This window comes from Weissella coleopterorum (assembly GCF_011304355.1).
Classification (GTDB): domain Bacteria; phylum Bacillota; class Bacilli; order Lactobacillales; family Lactobacillaceae; genus Weissella; species Weissella coleopterorum.
In genome coordinates, this window is the sequence record NZ_CP049888.1 from 503,414 (window position 1) to 521,191 (window position 17,778).

Consider the following 17,778-nt stretch of genomic DNA (forward strand, 5'->3'; position numbering starts at 1 on the left):
GGATAAAATCATGCAATTGAATTTGACTAACTTGACGATGCTTGCCCACCACAAAGGTGGAGGTTCATCTGCTAACGGACGTGATTCAGCAGGTCGTCGCCTTGGTACTAAGCGTGCCGATGGACAAGACATCAAGGCAGGATCAATCATTTACCGTCAACGTGGAACACACATCTATCCAGGTGTAAACGTTGGTCGTGGAAATGATGATACTTTGTATGCTAAAGCTGATGGTGTGGTAAAGTTCGGTCGTTTGGGCCGTGACAAACGCCAAGTTTCAGTTATTTCTCGTGAAGAGTATAAGACTGTTATTGCAAAGTAATTCTAAAAATTAATTATAATGAAATCCATTAGATCTTTACTGATTTGATGGGTTTTTTTGTGTTTTTTTAGAAAATGTACAGAGGATCGTTGTTCAATGCTTTTGAATGATATTGCTCATATTCTATTTGAATAGATGTCACTTGTTGTCACTTTTCATAGTTTTCGAAGCGAGGTTTGGGGTATGATGTAAAAAATAAAATTAAGATATTTTGCATCCCTTCTGACCCTCTAAACCCTAAATTTGAATTACCTACAATAATAGTGCACAAATGATACAGCGGGAAATATTTGATAATGATATACTGAAATAAAAATTTTGAAAGTTGGTCATTGCATTTTGAAAAAATTGATGAAGAATGGACTAGATGCGCCTTTAGTACCAATACTATATATACTGGCAGGTTTAATTGCGTTATTATTCGTGGCGGTATTTCATCAATACGATGGCTATTTGTGGACTATTGGATATGGTGTTCTAATGATCTTAGGGGGAGTTATTTTTATTAATACTTCTACTAGAGGTAAGAAAAAAATATGGTCATCAATTATTAATAGTGAATTATCACAATCTTCATATCATGTATTAGATTTGGGAACTGGGCATGCCAGTGTGCTATTACAAATGTCAGATAAGCTATCATCAACAAAAAAATCTATGGGGATAGATATTTGGAATAGTGATGATCAGAGTAATAATGGAATCGAAGCTACAGAAGCAATCATTCAAGAAAATGATTTAGCAGGTCAGGTAGATATTAAAACCGCCGATATGCGGTCATTACCTTCAGGCGATGGAGAATATGACTTAGTAGTATCAAGTCTGGCTTTTCATAATATCAAACCAAAAATTGAACGAAAAAGGGCACTTTTAGAGGCGGTTCGTGTTTTAGGTCATGATGGGAAATTAATTATTGTTGATACCGGGCATAATAAAAGAGAATATGCTGAGGTCTTGAATCAGGCTGGGATGGACAGTATTAACGTGAAAACATATGGAATGAACGGTTGGTGGACTGGTCCATGGATGGCAACATATTTAGTAATGGCTTCCAAAAAGCAAAATTAAATATATTTGAGGTACTTGCGAAACCTCTAAATCTAACTTGTTATATGGAAGAAATGAGGAATTTAAAAATGAAAATCCCATTAGTTTTAATGGTTACCATTTTTATTCCAATGCTTAGAAAATTAAGACGTAAGAAGAAGTGAAATAATGCTTAATGGAGTTCATCAATTATCTGATGAGCTTTTTTTATTTTAATTGAAGGAAAATTGGGTGGTTTTTTTGTTATACGAAATAAATATATTTATAATTAACATTAAGATGCAATGCCGTTATGTGGGCATGTTAAAAATATTTTGCTAGTAAATTTATCAGCATAGAGCTATATATTGAATATAAGGGGACGTAATTATGGAAAATAATTTAAAGATTATTAGGTTAGAGAAAGAGCTCACACAACAAGAAGTAGCTGATTCATTGAATGTCACTAGACAGACCGTATCCCACTGGGAAAACGCTGAACCATTACCCCCTATTTTAGCTCTGGTTGATTTATCAGAATTATATAATGAATCTATTTCGAGAATTATTGGAGAAAATAGAATGATTATAAAAAAGAGACTAAATTTAATGGCATTAATTGGCATGCTGACTCTAAATTATTTTTTAATTCCATATTTATTTCCCAGTATAAGTTTTATATTAATTGTTGTTTTACTAATCTTAGTTGGAGTTGGCTTTCCTTTTTGGCAACTATATTTATTTATTTTTGAACAGCAAAATTTCTCCACTATGGAAATAGTTGACTCATTTGTATATTTTGGCTTGGGAATATTAGGAACATTAGTTGTATATGTTATTTGGAAAAAATTATTTAAGTACATTAAGTCATACATAAGATACAATGTTAATTCGATATTTTATGAAACGTATGTACCTGATGGGAAATAATGTAGGAGATATAAAATGCTTAGTGTTAAAAATATTAATACATATTTTGGGAAAAACAAAATAATTAAAGACGTTTCTTTTGAAATAAATCCTGGAGAAATAGTTGGTTTAGTAGGTTCTAATGGTGCAGGAAAAACAACGATTATGAAAACTATTTTAGGGCTGACGAAATTTACAGGAGAAATTATTTTTAACGATGCTTTAATTACTGAAAATAAGCATGGTATTTTACAAAATGTTGGGGCTTTAATTGAGCATCCAGCTGTGTATCCTTTCTTATCAGGATATGAAAATATACAACTCTACTGTGAGACTGAAGATGAAATAGTTGAAATGGTAGGATTATTGAATATGGGTGGATATATTCATGCTAATGTAAAAAATTATTCATTGGGAATGAAGCAAAAGCTAGGCATTGCAATGGCTTTAGTTAATAATCCAGAACTGGTGATACTTGATGAACCTATGAATGGACTAGATTTAGAATCCACAATACTTATTAGAAATATTATTAAGAATTATTCAGCCAGAGGTACGTCGTTTTTAATATCTAGTCATATTTTGTCAGAATTACAAAAAATAATGACCAATATTATTCTAATTGAACATGGTTGCGTAATATTAGATAAATCGATCGATGAATTTATAGATAACACTAAATTGAAAATGGTTACTAGTGATATAAAGAAAACGATAGATATATTAAATGAAAATAATATTAACTTTGAATTGAAAGAAAGTTATTTGGTTATTAGTGCACATGATGTGGTATTAACACAGAAAATGTTAGTAAGTGAAGATGTATATATATTGGATCTTGAAAATAATTCTATCAATTTTGAAGATAAGATTATTGAATTGATTTCCTCTGAAAAGAGGTATGAAAATGACCAATTATAGTAAGTTGAAAAGTGAGTTCAGAAAATTTGTAAGGCAAAGTTTAGGTAAATGGGGATTTGTAATGTTGGTCTCCTTAATGATCTATTTTGCTATAACTACAAATAATATCAAAATGGCATTTCAGTCTGGTTTTGGAAGTACTCAATGGGTAACTATTATTATGATGATGGTTGCCGGAAACTTTATGGATATGGAGTATGCGAATGGAACTATATTGAATTTATTTTATAAACAGGATCATAAATTAACTATATATATTAATAAATTATTTGTAGTTAGTGTTTACGGTATTTTGTTAGTCTTATTTTCATTAATACTAACGCTCATGGTTGGTTATCTTTTTGGAGATTCATTTAGTATTAATCAGGTTAATGAACTACTTATAAATTTTTTCGGCACGCTTATATATTCATTCTTTATGATAGCTTTGTCTTTCCTTTTACTACCAATTTTCAAATCTAATATAGCTGTAGTTGGTAGTGGATTATTTATGGGTTTTCTAGGAACAACGATTTCCGGATTTATAATGCAACTTATTCCAAACTTTCATAATATATTAAAGTGGAACCCACTTAATATGATTTATATCATTAGTCAACTGAATAATTCTAAGTTTAAATATATTAGCGGACTATCAAGTATTGATTTAATTATTGGTAATATTACGTATTCTTTATTATTTCTGTATTTTGGTTATTTATTATTTAAAAAGCGGAGAATTTGAATAGTGAAAGGAACTTATAATGTTTGTTAGTGTGGCCAAGGAATTAAAGAAATTATCAAAACGAAAAATATCATGGATTTCGTTAATATTGACATTTATTTTTATGCTTATTATGGGAGCATCACTTAGAAGTGAATATAGCAAATTATTAATAATGGGATCATTCGGATTAGACACTATATCACCATTTTTACTAATATTAGTGGGATCAACTATTTTTTCAATGGAATTTAAAAATAACACTATATGGTTATTACTATACAAATCGAAGAGTAAACATATAGCATTTTGGGCCAAGATAATTACCCTTTTTTTATACGATATACTGCTACATGTAGTTGCTATCATCTACACAATGATTTTATCCATTACTATATTGAATAAAAGTATTTCATCGTGGCTAAATATATATCAGTATAATGAACCACTGATAATTAATTTATTGAAGACTAGTTTTTTAGATATTATTGCTACTATGATCGTAATTAGTTTTGTATGTTTATTATCGATATTAATAAAGTCTAGTGAGGTTGTAATAACATTAAGTATTTTAACTGTTTTTATGGGAAGTGGAATATCTAATAGTATTATATATAGTTATAAGTCTTTAATGAATATTGCTCGTTGGAACCCGTTGAACATCTCAACACATTTAACAACTCAATATTATAATTACAATTCTTATCATGATATGACTAGACTGAGTAACGTTCAAATGTTGTATGGAGGGATTGGATATATTATATTATTGTTATTTATTGGCTTTATAATCTTTAGAAGTAAAAGATTTTGATAATTATTTTTCAAAAAAGTGGGGAAGTTCATCAGTTATCTGATGAGCTCTTTTTATTTTAATTGAAGGAAAATAGGGTGGTTTTTATGTACTTAAAAGAGCAAATACTTTTGATGTCGGAAGAGACAAAGGCTAAATCAGAACAGCTATTTAAATTAATTGAAAAGATAAAAAAATGAAATTAAGGGCAAAGCTATTTTCGGCTTTAATTTTATTATTTTTGATATTATTCGTTCAAAGTATCCAGAAGTTGGGTCAAAAAAAATTTGCAGCTGTTGATAGTCGGACGTCCTTTTTCCAAATAACTAGTCATATCAGCTGTCACTAGTTCATCATCAGAATTGATTCGTATAGGGTGGCGACTAACTAAACGGATATTATGCGTATATTTACGATATAATTCTAAAGCTAATTCATGACCAATTGGTCCATTACTTCCCAGAATGGTTTGTATCATTTCTTAATTTCCTGAATGAACTGTCTTGCAACCGAGCGAACTGAGAATGGATTTTGACCAGTGATGATCCGCCCATCTGTAATAGCAAAGTCTGTGTAAAAGCGTTTCTTTTGAAATTTAGCCCCATGGCTTGTAGCTACATGTTGATTTAAAAATGGTACGATCTTGGTTTTGCCGGCTAAAAATTCTTCTGTAGTTGTAAAGCCTGTTATATTTTTATCTTTAATAATGAAGTTTCCCTTATCATCTTTCAGATTTAATAGACCGGCAATCCCATGACAAACAGATAATAAGTAACCGTGATGCGTATAGATTGCTCGTGCAATAGATTTAAGCTCTTTATTATCTGGGAAATCCCACATAACACCATGACCGCCCGTGTAATAAATAGCAATATAGTCATTAGGATTAACTTCAGATGGTTTGAGTGTATTTCTTAATGCCTTTTCAATGAAACTAGGATTACGGTAAAGGGCCATTATGGAATCATCAGTGTATTTCATACTTCGAGGATCGAGAGGAATGAATCCGCCATTTGGACTTACGTAGTCAATATCGAAACCAAATCTTTGTATTTCATCAACAAATTCAACGGTTTCGCCTAACCATAGTCCAGTAGGGTCATGTGTACCCTGATAATTTTGAATATTAGTTTCCACAATTAAAATTTTTTTCATTTTAAAGTATCTCGTTTCATGATAGTAATGGCTTCGTCTAAGAAGCTTTGTAGTTTATTGATTTCATCAGTTTCATGATTTAAATAATAAAAATTTTTAGTACCTTTGCTTTGGTAGTTAATAATTTTGGCATCTTTTAATATTTTCAAGTGATGAGATATAGCCGGTCGAGATAGTTGCGTTGCATCTATAAGTTGACTCACTTGAAGCCCATCACAGTTTATATTTTCTAGAAGTTTAATAATAATTGCTTGGCGTTTTTGGTCACCTAATGCAATCAAAAGTCCACTTACGGCATTTAGATCCTTCTGAAGTTGCGAATAATTTGACATTTAATATGGCCTCTTTGATAATTTTGGATTCATTCTAATGGTTTAAATTGTTAAACCATTAGGTGATGAGATTGTCAAATTGAATGGATTAAGATAATCTTAGGGCCTCAACTGTAATTTTAATCCGAAAACAGATACGGTTTTGAATAATTTTCAGCATCTAACGCCAGGAATATTATCATGAAAATTTTTAAAATTAGTATATAAATTAATTTGAATTTTGAATGTAATTAAAAATGAAATTTAAAGTCGATCCATAAATGAGGGATTTTTGATGGTAACCATCTAAAAAGGGCGCTATGTTTAATCAATAAACCTAGGCTAGATCATTGATATTTGCAAAAACATCTAGATTAAGCCGATTAATTTATTCGTGCGAAACGTATTCGTCATTTTAATTTTCTTGAAATTTTGCTAATAAACGATTAGTTTCTACCATTCATTGAGATAATATTTTTTGAACAATGAAGGTACAAATAAATTAACAACCTACATAGACTAATTGATGTTTAAATATTCATATTTAAAACGGTTGATTTAATAAATGCTTATCTAAATATGAAGTATAATTACTTTTAATCTGAGTAATAAAATAACTGATAAATTGACAATTTATCTATCTGGGTGGGGCTGATGAATATAATTAATTTAATTAATTATAAAGGAAAAAATGATTGGGATAAAAAAAGTTTTTCTGCAAATACCACTTTGCTTTTGGAAGGTGATATAGCTGATAAAATTTATTTTATTGAAAAGGGCGCAATACGTCTTTGGAATAACGATGACGGAAGAGAAATAACTTTTCAATTTTTCTTTGAAGGCCAAGTAGTATCGTCATATGAAAGTTTTCATCTAAAAAAAACGAGTGTGTTTTCCATCGAGACGATCGAAGATACTGATGTTTTAATTTTGGAAAAAGCAAAGTTAGACAACTTATTGAGCGATTCACCAGATTTAAGGAAAATGATGATAGATCAATTATCTGAACGCTTGATTGCGTACACGGAGTACTTTTTATCAAGAATTAAAGAATCTCCTGAAAAAAGATATCGTTCATTACTTGAAAAAAATAATGAACTGATACAACGGGTGCCCGCACAATATATTGCATCCTTCTTGGGAATTACGCCAGTCTCTTTAAGTAGAATCAAAAAAAGAATTAAATGATGAATTATCTTATGTTAATTACAACAGCTTGATTGCGGCTTATTATGTAGATACAAATTAATAAGGGAGAATCTAATATGAAAACATTAATTATTTATAATCATCCGTATGATGGAAGTTATAACCACGCAATTTTAGAAGCAGTAATTAACGGAATCAATCAGAATCATGGCGATTATGAGGTCATCGATTTAGATAAGGAAAATTTTAATCCGGTAATGAATGCTAATGATCTATTAGGCTTTGTAAAACATCAAGCAGTTGATCCAATGGCCATCAGTTATGCTGAAAAGATTCATCAAGCTGATCACGTTGTCTTTATTTTTCCGATTTGGTGGGAATTAATGCCAGCCATGACCAAAGGATTTATTGATAAGGTTATCTACCCGGGATTAACATATGATTATAAGAAAAATGGATTGAGTATGGTTAGTCTTTTGCCAAATTTGCAGTCTACAACAGTTATTACTACGATGAATACCCCAAAAGTAATGTATAAATTAATCGATGGTAATGCGGTGAAAAAAGCTTTAATAAAGGGAACCTTTAAAAAATCAGGCATGAAGAATGTTAAGTGGATGAGTTTTAACATGATTAAAATGGTTAAGCCTGAAAAAAGAGTAAAATGGCTGAAAAAAATTGAACGTACATTTTCGAAAATGGAATCGTAAGGGAAAATATTTATTTTTTGGTAATATTGATAATTTTATCCGTTCTAGGGTTGTAAGTACCAGATGATTAATTCACCTGGTTTTTTTTATGCTATAAAAAGGATTCAAAACATTGAAAAAAATTCTCGATCTAATATAAGATAAATTGATGAAATAATTATATTTTGACTAAATCAAAGCAGCTTTTGATCGATGTTGTATGGGATAATGCTTAAATAATTCATGCCATGCTTCTGGGTGGAGGTTAAAATTAGTCTGATTAGTACTAGGAAATGATATGCACAAAAGCTTATAGAATATAGTTGTAATAGACAAGAAGGAGCGTATAATAATTTAAGTCGTTTTAAATCATAAAGTGGGTTGCTTGAATAATAAATGGCAGCTTAAACCTTAAAGTTATTGGTATTTTAAGCATATTTAATTAACAACTAAACTCACTGGTTATGTAAGATATTGTGCAAAATTAATGCCTTGGCATAATGGGAGGCGCAGTTGGGTTTCCTTGCAAATTTGTGACCTAGAAGGTCAGTATAAACTTATCTATGGGCGAAGTAAGCGCGCATTAAATAAAAGAACTTTAGCTGTACGTCAGCTAAGTCAGACGGTCAAACTCTGACAGAAATAAACAACCGGGCCTGCGTGATGGTCAATAAAAGGAACTGCAGTCGAACGTTTTATAAGATGATGCAGATATGGTGTTTTTCGTATGCAACAAGTAAGTAAGTCTCATTTTTCGGATAATATTTTTAGTGATCTATCTTGGAAAGAAATAAAGGCGAATTTTAAAGAAGTATTTTCTCCACAATTTTATGTGCGCGGTATTTCGGGATGGTCAAAAACATATTATGTTTTTTGGGTCTTCGGTTTAGTAGTGTTAACTTACACTGGTTTTTTTATGACTCCCTTTAATCCCCTTTCAATTCCATCATGGTTAGGATCAATTATCGGATTTACCTGTGTTTGTGCCATCTCAAATAGTTCTCGATTACAAGGCTTGGCTGGCTTGATTTCTGCGACATTGATCGCGCTGGTATCAATCGCTACTGGGAATTATGCTAATGCATTCATGCAATTTGTTTATGGAATAACGCTTGACGTAGGTTCTCTGATGCTCGGAGACCGTTGGACAGCGCGGGAAACACATAATATGGATAAGTTTGGTTATATGATGCTGTCGATTGGCGGGGTTTTGCTTTGGATCTTCTTATTATTGATGGATATGTATGTTTTTCGCAGTCCGCGAGCGTTGATTGATTCATTCGAAGCTACAATGGGTGTTATGGCGGGAATGTTGTTATTGTTCCGTTATAAGTTAGCGTATATTGGCTTCACCTTTAGCGGAATTTTCTCTATCGTATTATGGGGCATAACATTGAAATCGGGTCATCCAGATTCTTTGGTATTATTTTTTAACTATATTTTGTATTTGATGAACGATGGATTGGCCTTAACGATTAGTTCTTGGTCATATAAAAAGAAAAAATAAAAACTAGATATAAAAGGCTCATATCTCTATTTCGATATTGTCATAAGACTAGTAGTAGACCATTAATGGTTGAAGTATGCTAGATTAAAAGTATTTTTGATAATAACGGCTTTTGAAATTAAAAAAGTGCATTGGACTAGTGGCTTAAAGTTATTTTAGAAATTAATTATCATGAAATCCATTAGATCAGGTCTGATCTAATGGATTTTTTATGATTTAAGATGATAATGGACAAATATGTTTTGAAGGATTCTCCCCTAAAATTTTTTTGATTAACTAAGTAAATTTAGGTTCACTTATTATCAATCTGATAGATTAAAAACGATAATATTGATCGCTATTTTTTAAGATCTATTTATAAAAATATAAGCAAGCAATAAAACCAAAAATATGATTAATTGAGTCCAATCAATAATAGCGGAAATCGGGGTCAATTGCCGTTGAGGATGGTATGATGTTGACCCCGAGGGATTGCTTTTGGGACTGATCATTAAAGGACCAATATGTATAAATGTTATAATATAGTAGTCAAGATGGTTCCGAAAAATGTGTTTTTATATTGATAATTTAAGAAAGCATGATTGAATATTTTTACGTCAGCTTATAATAATTTAAATTAATTTTTTGAATAAGCTGTTACGTAGGTTGTGTCGATGTTTAAAATTAATGCGATTGCTAGTTGAAAGTGGGGGATGCTGATGTTGAAAAGTGAAAATGAAATTTCAAAAAAAGGGTATGATTTTCGACATTTATTGAATTTTAGAATTGGTTTTGAAGTTGAACGACATCGGGTTAACTTGGCGGGTGAAATCAGTACATTTCCATATCCAAAAGGAATCGGTAATGAAGTCGAAAATGCTTGGATAACAACTGATTTCATGGAAACCATGACAGAGGTGGTGACACCGGTAGCCCAGACCGCAGAACAGGCCTTTGTAGCGCTAGATAAAATTAGTAATGTCTTGAAAGCATCTTTAGCTGAAGAAGAATTATTGTGGCCGCTATCAATGCCACCAACTTTACCGAAAAATCTGGCGGACATTGATATTGCGCATACAACTGCTGAGAAGCGTGCATATTTTATTAATTGGGTACAAAGGCATAATTTTCAACGGGCCACGCCAACTGGAGTGCATATTAATCTAGGATTAAATCTGCAATTCATCGAATCAAATGATTTGAGTCGTGATGAGATCAACGAATTGTACATGAAAGTTGCCAGAGGCTTTATGAAGAATCGTTATGTTTTAACGTATTTTTTTGGTGCCAGCCCGATTGCCGAAGAAAATTATTTTCTAGAATCACAGCATGCGGTTAACTTTGTCAGGAGTATCAGACAAAGTAAGTTAGGTTTTGGGACTAGATACCCAGGTGATTATTCATCAGTGGAAAAATATGTTGCTAAGATATTAAATGGAATTAGGACGGGCGAATTGTTTGCTGACAATGATTTTCATGCACCGGTTCGTTTACGGGGAACACAGGATTTAAATCATCTTGCTTCCGAGGGGATTGATCATATTGAACTACGAGTGTTAGATTTCGATCCTTGGTCCAGAGATGGAATTAGCGCAGATGCAGTTCATTTAATTCGGTTAATGGCGGCATATTTTATTGAATATGAGGAAGGACCCTTTAATTTAACACAGGCTGATCAAGTGAATGAAGAAGTCTCCTTAAGTTCTCCCACCGATAAATTACATCGAGGTAAGATGTGGAGTTTTATTGATGATTTGAAAAAATTTGCCTATCAAATTCAAGCAGGTCAAGTTTTCTACGATGTTTTAAATCGTTTGACGTCTCAACTTCAAAATCCAGAAAATACGATTAGCGCCAGATTAATTGCTAATATTAAAAATGGAAGTTTGAATGATTTTGCGCTGAATCAAGCGACATTAAACAAAATGGAAACCCCAAAGATACAAACAATCAAAAGCGTTTTTGAAGATTCTGATGGGCGAGTAAATAGTGATGATCTTAAAGCGCATTTATTTTAATTAATAATGGTACTTAGTGAGGTTTAAAAATGTTTATTTGAGAACTTTAAAATGAAGCATAAATCAAGCGGTGTTTGCTTCAAATAAGAAACTAAATCACTTAATCTTGAGCGCTTATTTTGTTTGATAATAAATATAATTGAATTATGCACATCATAGGCGGAGAGCTCATCAGATATAATGATGGGCTCTTTTTAATTGACTGCCATAAATAAGAGAAGTCTCTCTACAACTTGTAACAATTCGGTTGACAAGTTGCAATGAGTTAGATATCCTTACACTTGTAACGTGCGACACTACAAGTCAAGGAAGTTTTGGAGGAAATGAATATGAAAATTGCAGTAATGGCTGCCCATGGGCGTGTGGGAAAACTAATTGTAAAAGAAGCAGTTGAGCGGGGTATGGATGTTACTTCATTTATTAGAGAAGCAAACACTAACCAAGCAAAAAACGTTGTGTCAAAAGATATTTTAGATTTAACCCAAGATGATTTAGTCGGGTTTGATGTCATAGTGGATGCTGTTGGTGCGTGGGCACCAGATACGGTCCATATTATTCCAGATGCCGCTATTCATTTAGCTGATCTTCTGAAAAATACAGCGACCCGTTTATTAGTGGTTGGAGGTGCAGGGAGCCTCTTTATTAATCCGGAACATACTAAAACGGTTTTGGATGTAACTGAATTTGCGGAAGAAGCTTTACCTGTGGTTCAAGCACATCAAAACGCGTTAGACGCATTGCGACAATATACTGATGTAAAATGGACCTATGTAAGTCCAGCTGGTGAATTTAATAGTGATGGTCAAAGGATGGGTACATATATTTTAGGTGGTGAAGAATTGACACTCAATAAAAAGGGCGAAAGCATTATTTCATATGCTGATTATGCGCTGGCCATGGTGGATGAGATTGAATCCGGTCAGCATGTGCAACAACGAATTAGTGTGGTTGGTGAATAAGAACCAAAGGTGTAATAGATATAATTTGACTTTTTAGTTGTAGCAAATTATATTACAAGCAGGAGGGAATCATTTATATGCAAATTTCAAGTAAATTTACAATCAGTGTACATCTGCTTGCGCTTTTAGATTATTTAAACGATCAGCAAAAAGTTACTAGTAATATTTTAGCCAGTAGTATTGGGGTGAATCCGGTCACAGTCCGCAACGTGATGGGAGACCTTAAAAAAGCGAATATTATTAATATTAGCCAAGGGCAGAGTGGTATTTCACTGGCTCGTCCCATAGATGAGATCACTTTTTATGATATTTATAAAGCAATTGACAGTGTTAATGACGAAGGAATGTTTCACTTTCATGAGCACCCAGATCCTGACTGTCCGGTGGGGGCAATATCCATATTGCATTGGATAATAAGTTAGAACGTGTTCAGAATAATATGGAAAAGGATATGCGAGGAATCACAGTGGCTGATGTGATGACTGATATTATTAAAGAACTCAAAAAAAAGATATAATGTGGTAAAAAACAGCCGAGGTAAATATATAAATAAAAGAGGCCTTTTAATTAATTAAAAGGCCTCTTTTATTTTGTATTAAATACGGGACTATTTAATGGCGTAATAGTTTATAATACTGTTCAATGCTTTCGCAGCCTGCGGATGACCAATGAGTTTAGTATAATAATTGGTAAAACGTGCATCGGAAACATACATTTCGGCGATTGCGCGATGCATTTTTAAACTATAATCGGGACTAGCTAATTGTAACCAGGCTTGATGGTGGTTAAAAATTTTTTGCGCCAAATCCGAAGGCCAGTTTGGCGATGCGATATACTGTTGTAATTCGAAAATTAATTGCACTTCATTGGTTTGCATTTGTTGATATTGAATGGTAGTTAAATTCTTAAAGTGTTGGTTAGCGTTTCTTTGTTGTTTAGATCCGTATTTACTAACGACTTCTTTCCCAAATAATTCCTGATTTTCAGTAATTGCAGCTTGTTTAAATACAGTAAATTTTTCTGGATCTTTCATGAGTTGTTCCTCCCGATAATTAGCTAATGTGATTGCTATTTGTTGTAATGCTTGGGTTAATTCAGATTGCTTTTTTATCAATACAGACTGTTGCGTCGCTAATTCTTTAATTTTTTGCTTTACTGGTAAAGCGAGCAGTTGTTTAATTGTTGACAAATCAAACTGGAGATTGCGATACATTAAAATTAATTGAAGTTGATCGGCATCGCGGCTGGTATATTTGCGATAGCCATTGTCAGCACGCTCAGGGATTAAAATCCCGATCTCGTGATAGTATCGGAGTGTTCGTTCCGAGACGCCCGTTAATTGTGCAAAATCTTTAATTAGATAAGTCATTGTGAACCTCCTGTTTAATTGATTACTACAAGCATAAACTATTCCGTTATGGTAGGGTCAAGAATAAATATAAATATTGATTGATTTAGGTCACGATAAATTTGATTTTTGCTGACAAGTCAGGTTCATCTAAAATGGATTTGATTGAATTTAAATCGTTTTATTTAGTTTATTTTTTGTGTTAATTCATTTAATTATATTATATAAGTTGATTTTTAATTTAATGCCCAACTTGGGGTATGATAGAGATAGAAATGAGGATAGATAATGATAACATTGAAATCAAAACGTGAAATTTTAGCTATGGAGAAATCAGGAGCGATTATTGCTGGCATGCACCAGGCATTAAAAAATATTATTAAGCCAGGAATTTCGACTTGGGATATTGAAGAATTTAGTCGTAATTATATTGAAAGCCATGGTGGGCGAGCCGCTCAAATTGGATTTGAAGGGTTTGAGTATGCAACGACAGTTTCGGTTAATTCTGAGGTTGCCCACGCCTTTCCTCGTAAGGATTTAATTTTAAAAGATGGCGATTTAGTTAAAGTCGATACTGTTGTGGAATTAGACGGCGCATATTCCGACTCGGCGTGGAGTTATGCAGTTGGTAGAGTAAGCCCGGAAATCCAAAAGTTAATGGAAGTAACCTTAAAGGCAATGTATTTAGGCATTGATCAGGCTCAAGTTGGGAATCGTTTGGGTGATATTGGAGCAGTTATGAACCATTATATTGAGGATGAAAATGGATATGGGAATGTAATTGATTACGCTGGTCATGGAATTGGGCCTACAATGCATGAAGAACCAACGGTATTACATGACGGTGTTGCGGGGCGTGGTTTAAGACTACGACCGGGGATGACGATTACGATTGAGCCAATGGTTAATTTAGGAAGTTGGGAAGTGGAGACATCGCAAGAAGATGGTTGGACCGTTCGCACGATTGATGGTTCGTGGTCGGCTCAATATGAGCATGTAATTGCTATCACAGAAGATGGTCCGAAAATTTTAACATCGCAGGATGCCGAATTTGATGCAAAATACCTTTTAAAATAAAATTTTTATTTACCGTGATTACTCAAAGTTTATGATAATTTTCATTTAAATTCTCTAGGGTAGATGTATGATCATTTACCCTTTTTATGTGATTTGGAAGAAGCGCAAATAATTTATAAAATTGAAGAGACAAAAAATCATTTAGTCGACGATTGGCTAAATGATTTTTTGTTAAAAGTTTGGAATTTCATATCTAAAGTATCGCAAAAATGATCTTATTAAGGACTTGGCAAAGGCGTTGCCATAGCTAGTAGTTTAACTATCTTGCTTAATTTTTTAAAAATAAAACTTCAGGAAAAGTCTTTAGATAATCAACGGCAGGCTGATTTTAAATTTTGATTAAATGATAAAAAATTTGATTTGTTTTTAATATATCTCAATGAAAGAATTGAGGTATTTAATTCATGCCAGATGATGTTACACGTGTTTCAGTTTAATCGATCCATTTGAAAACTTATTTCTGATAAATAGTGATTAAATTTAAGGTATGATGTATTTAATAAGATTGAATTTAAATGATTGTTTTATGAATATTTGAAATCATACTGAGAATATTAGAGGCCTATAAGTTGAATTTAGATGAATTAAGTTACCTGAATTTTCGAAGAATGGGCTACTAGCAGCAATTAAATCTTGGAACGATTCATTTGAGTAGAGATAATTATCTGAAGCCAGTCAGGTTTAACAATGAATTAATTTGATCTAGATACTATTAATTTTAGGAAGGAGTTGGAATAATGAAATTTGTAATTGCGCCCGATTCATTTAAAGGTAGTTTAACCGCACAAAATGCTGCACGAGCGATTCAAGCTGGGTTAATGGAAGTTTTTCCAGATGCTGAATATGAATTAGTTCCCATTGCTGATGGAGGGGAGGGTACCGTTGAAACTTTGGTGCAGGCGACCGATGGAAGTCTGCAAGTAGCAAACGTACTAGATCCATTGGGACGTACCGTGCAGGCTACCTACGGAATTCTGGGTGATAGTAAAACTGCCGTGATTGAAATGGCAGCCGCATCAGGACTTCATTTGGTTGAAAAGGCTGAAATGAATCCATTAGTGACAACCACCTATGGAACGGGGCAGTTAATTTTAGATGCATTGGATCACCAGATTCGACGCTTCATTATTGGATTAGGCGGTTCAGCGACCAATGATGGTGGAGCTGGGATGGCAGAAGCATTGGGGGTCCGGTTCTTAGATCAACAAAAAAGGAACTTGACGCGTGGGGGTGCAGCTTTAGCAAATTTAGAGACCATTGATATGGCCGGGTTAGACCCCCGGTTAGCGGAAACTGAAATCATCTTAGCCGTCGATGTCAAAAATCCATTAATTGGAGATCAAGGGGCCTCCGTAGTTTTTGGTCCCCAAAAAGGTGCCACACCAGAAATGGTCCAACAACTGGATCAGGCTTTGACCCACTATGCCGATGTTTTAACCAAACAATATAAAATTAATGTTGCTAATATTTCCGGGGCAGGTGCAGCCGGTGGCTTAGGCGCAGGCTTTATGGCCTTTACAACGGTTAAAATTCGCTCAGGTATTGAAGTAATGATGGAAGCCGTCGATTTAAAATCAAGAGTAAAAGCGGCTGATTATGTTTTCGTAGGTGAGGGTTCAATTGATTTTCAAACGCAATTTGGAAAGGCGCCAATTGGTGTGGCTAAAATTGTGAAGAACATAGCACCACACGCTACAGTGATTGGGCTAGCTGGCTCGATAGGCAAAGAAAGTGCGACACTTTACAACTTAGGTATTGATGCTATTTTTAGCATTGTTCCAGGAGTGGTGGATTTAAAATCTGCCATTGATAATGGGGCCAAGAATTTAAAGCAGACGACATCTAATCTAGCTCGTTTAATTTCATTAAAAAAATAAATTAATTGACATAATTTTTTGGATGAAGGTAATTAACTATAAATAAAAAAACTTAGAATCAGAGAGACCAAGTCGGTTATCGTGGGAAACAAATCAAGTTAAATTAACTGGTGATGGGTGCCATCAATTGAAATGATAAAACTAATTTTAAATAAAAAAACATCTACTGGATAGCATTAGAACCGTACCCAGTAGATGTTTTTATTTAAAGAATTAATTAGTTTAATGGAACTGCATCCCGCCATCAACAATAATAGTTTGACCAGTGATGTAGTCAGAATCAGATCCTGATAAGAATGATACAACATTTGCCACATCGGCTGGTTCTGAAAGACGCTTTAAGGCAATATCTTTCGCAAATTGTTGCATACCCCAGTCATCATCTTTTCCAGCATTTTGTCCAACTTCATGCGCAATATCAAACATCATGGGTGTCTTAACAATTCCCGGCGCATAGGCATTAACAGTAATATTTTCTGCAGCTAAGTCACGAGCGGTTACTTGCGTGATTCCACGAACTGCAAACTTTGTTCCAGAATATAGGGCTAGTTCAGGATTGCCCACAACTCCGGCTTGTGAAGTGGCATTAATAATCTTTCCACCATGTCCAAGTTTTTTAAAGGCTGCATGGGCAGCTTGAGTACCCCAGAGCACTCCACCAACATTGACACCATAAACTTGTTGGAATTGTTCCTCGGTAATGGTATCAATTGGCGTGGTTGGACCTAAGCCCGCATTATTAACTAAGACGTTCAAATCACCAAACTTTTCAACTGTCGATTGCACAGCGTTAAACATATCATCACGTTTAGAAACGTCAGCTTGCAATGCAATCGCATTTTCCCCTAAATCAGTCGCAGCGGCTTGGGCAGTATCAATTTTATAATCAACTAAAGCAACTTTGAAGCCATCTTGGTGTAGACGCTGAGCAATGGCGAGTCCAATTCCTTGGGCGGCACCAGTAACAATCGCAACTTTTGACATAAAAATACACTCCTTTACTATTTGAAAGATCGCAACTTATGAACAACTCTA

19 protein-coding genes are annotated in these 17,778 nt (G+C 33.6%); 14 read left to right on the forward strand and 5 right to left on the reverse strand.

Going from position 1 to position 17,778, the window contains the following annotated elements; translation table 11 throughout:
* Positions 1 to 10: 10 nt before the first annotated feature.
* From rpmA to G7084_RS08425, 6 genes are all read left to right on the forward strand, one after another.
* Positions 11 to 322: a 50S ribosomal protein L27 gene (rpmA, locus tag G7084_RS02640; RefSeq protein ID WP_166009809.1), complete on the forward strand. Its 312-nt coding sequence runs from the start codon at positions 11 to 13 to the stop codon at positions 320 to 322.
* A gap of 351 nt (positions 323 to 673) precedes the next feature.
* Positions 674 to 1,390 (forward strand): class I SAM-dependent methyltransferase, encoded by a 717-nt coding sequence (locus G7084_RS02645; RefSeq protein WP_246163845.1) that lies wholly within the window; start codon positions 674 to 676, stop codon positions 1,388 to 1,390.
* Positions 1,391 to 1,738: 348 nt separating this feature from the next.
* Positions 1,739 to 2,278: a helix-turn-helix transcriptional regulator gene (locus tag G7084_RS02650; protein ID WP_166009812.1), complete on the forward strand. Its 540-nt coding sequence runs from the start codon at positions 1,739 to 1,741 to the stop codon at positions 2,276 to 2,278.
* 15 nt (positions 2,279 to 2,293) lie between these two features.
* Entirely contained in the window at positions 2,294 to 3,178 is an 885-nt protein-coding gene (locus G7084_RS02655; protein WP_166009814.1) for an ABC transporter ATP-binding protein, read from the forward strand.
* Positions 3,165 to 3,902, forward strand: coding sequence for an ABC transporter permease (locus tag G7084_RS02660; RefSeq protein ID WP_166009816.1), 738 nt, complete (start codon positions 3,165 to 3,167; stop codon positions 3,900 to 3,902). The genes G7084_RS02655 and G7084_RS02660 overlap by 14 nt, the downstream gene beginning before the upstream one ends.
* A 19-nt stretch (positions 3,903 to 3,921) precedes the next feature.
* Positions 3,922 to 4,695 carry an ABC transporter permease gene (locus tag G7084_RS08425; RefSeq protein WP_166009818.1) on the forward strand — a complete coding sequence of 258 codons (774 nt, stop codon included), beginning with the start codon at positions 3,922 to 3,924 and terminating at the stop codon, positions 4,693 to 4,695.
* Positions 4,696 to 4,921: 226 nt separating this feature from the next.
* On the opposite strand, the gene G7084_RS08430 is transcribed toward G7084_RS08425, so the two are convergent.
* From G7084_RS08430 to G7084_RS02680, 3 genes are read right to left on the reverse strand one after another with little or no spacing between them, the layout of a single operon-like run.
* A complete protein-coding gene (locus G7084_RS08430) occupies positions 4,922 to 5,152 on the reverse strand; it encodes a hypothetical protein (RefSeq protein ID WP_425508987.1) in 231 nt (76 codons plus the stop codon).
* Positions 5,149 to 5,829 carry a type 1 glutamine amidotransferase domain-containing protein gene (locus G7084_RS02675; protein ID WP_166009820.1) on the reverse strand — a complete coding sequence of 227 codons (681 nt, stop codon included), beginning with the start codon at positions 5,827 to 5,829 and terminating at the stop codon, positions 5,149 to 5,151. Before G7084_RS02675 ends, G7084_RS08430 begins: the two co-directional genes overlap by 4 nt.
* Positions 5,826 to 6,161: an ArsR/SmtB family transcription factor gene (locus G7084_RS02680; protein ID WP_166009822.1), complete on the reverse strand. Its 336-nt coding sequence runs from the start codon at positions 6,159 to 6,161 to the stop codon at positions 5,826 to 5,828. The genes G7084_RS02675 and G7084_RS02680 overlap by 4 nt, the downstream gene beginning before the upstream one ends.
* Before the next feature lie 633 nt (positions 6,162 to 6,794).
* On the opposite strand from G7084_RS02680, the gene G7084_RS02685 reads away from it, so the two are divergent.
* The 6 genes from G7084_RS02685 to G7084_RS02710 all read left to right on the forward strand — a co-directional run bounded on the left by G7084_RS02685 (position 6,795) and on the right by G7084_RS02710 (position 12,863).
* A complete protein-coding gene (locus tag G7084_RS02685) occupies positions 6,795 to 7,328 on the forward strand; it encodes a Crp/Fnr family transcriptional regulator (RefSeq protein WP_166009824.1) in 534 nt (177 codons plus the stop codon).
* Between the two features lie 77 nt (positions 7,329 to 7,405).
* Positions 7,406 to 7,999, forward strand: coding sequence for an NAD(P)H-dependent oxidoreductase (locus tag G7084_RS02690; protein WP_166009826.1), 594 nt, complete (start codon positions 7,406 to 7,408; stop codon positions 7,997 to 7,999).
* A 706-nt stretch (positions 8,000 to 8,705) separates the two neighbouring features.
* Positions 8,706 to 9,485: a nicotinamide riboside transporter PnuC gene (pnuC, locus tag G7084_RS02695; protein ID WP_166009828.1), complete on the forward strand. Its 780-nt coding sequence runs from the start codon at positions 8,706 to 8,708 to the stop codon at positions 9,483 to 9,485.
* A gap of 698 nt (positions 9,486 to 10,183) precedes the next feature.
* Positions 10,184 to 11,482: a glutamate--cysteine ligase gene (locus G7084_RS02700; protein ID WP_166009830.1), complete on the forward strand. Its 1,299-nt coding sequence runs from the start codon at positions 10,184 to 10,186 to the stop codon at positions 11,480 to 11,482.
* A 329-nt stretch (positions 11,483 to 11,811) separates the two neighbouring features.
* Positions 11,812 to 12,441: an NAD(P)-dependent oxidoreductase gene (locus G7084_RS02705; RefSeq protein WP_166009832.1), complete on the forward strand. Its 630-nt coding sequence runs from the start codon at positions 11,812 to 11,814 to the stop codon at positions 12,439 to 12,441.
* A 77-nt stretch (positions 12,442 to 12,518) separates the two neighbouring features.
* Positions 12,519 to 12,863 carry an RrF2 family transcriptional regulator gene (locus G7084_RS02710; protein WP_246163847.1) on the forward strand — a complete coding sequence of 115 codons (345 nt, stop codon included), beginning with the start codon at positions 12,519 to 12,521 and terminating at the stop codon, positions 12,861 to 12,863.
* Between the two features lie 185 nt (positions 12,864 to 13,048).
* Here G7084_RS02710 and G7084_RS02715 read toward each other — a convergent pair whose 3' ends face one another.
* Positions 13,049 to 13,810 carry a MerR family transcriptional regulator gene (locus tag G7084_RS02715; protein ID WP_166009834.1) on the reverse strand — a complete coding sequence of 254 codons (762 nt, stop codon included), beginning with the start codon at positions 13,808 to 13,810 and terminating at the stop codon, positions 13,049 to 13,051.
* Between the two features lie 267 nt (positions 13,811 to 14,077).
* Here G7084_RS02715 and map point away from each other — a divergent pair, with 267 nt between their 5' ends.
* Together map and G7084_RS02725 are read left to right on the forward strand one after the other, a co-directional pair.
* The gene (gene map, locus G7084_RS02720; RefSeq protein WP_166009836.1) at positions 14,078 to 14,866 is read left to right on the forward strand and encodes a type I methionyl aminopeptidase; all 789 of its coding nucleotides are present in this window, start codon (positions 14,078 to 14,080) and stop codon (positions 14,864 to 14,866) included.
* A 737-nt stretch (positions 14,867 to 15,603) separates the two neighbouring features.
* Positions 15,604 to 16,743 (forward strand): glycerate kinase family protein, encoded by a 1,140-nt coding sequence (locus tag G7084_RS02725; RefSeq protein WP_166009839.1) that lies wholly within the window; start codon positions 15,604 to 15,606, stop codon positions 16,741 to 16,743.
* A gap of 222 nt (positions 16,744 to 16,965) precedes the next feature.
* On the opposite strand, the gene G7084_RS02730 is transcribed toward G7084_RS02725, so the two are convergent.
* Complete coding sequence (locus G7084_RS02730; protein ID WP_166009842.1) at positions 16,966 to 17,727, reverse strand: (S)-acetoin forming diacetyl reductase; 762 nt, start codon at positions 17,725 to 17,727, stop codon at positions 16,966 to 16,968.
* Between the last annotated feature and the right edge of the window lie 51 nt (positions 17,728 to 17,778).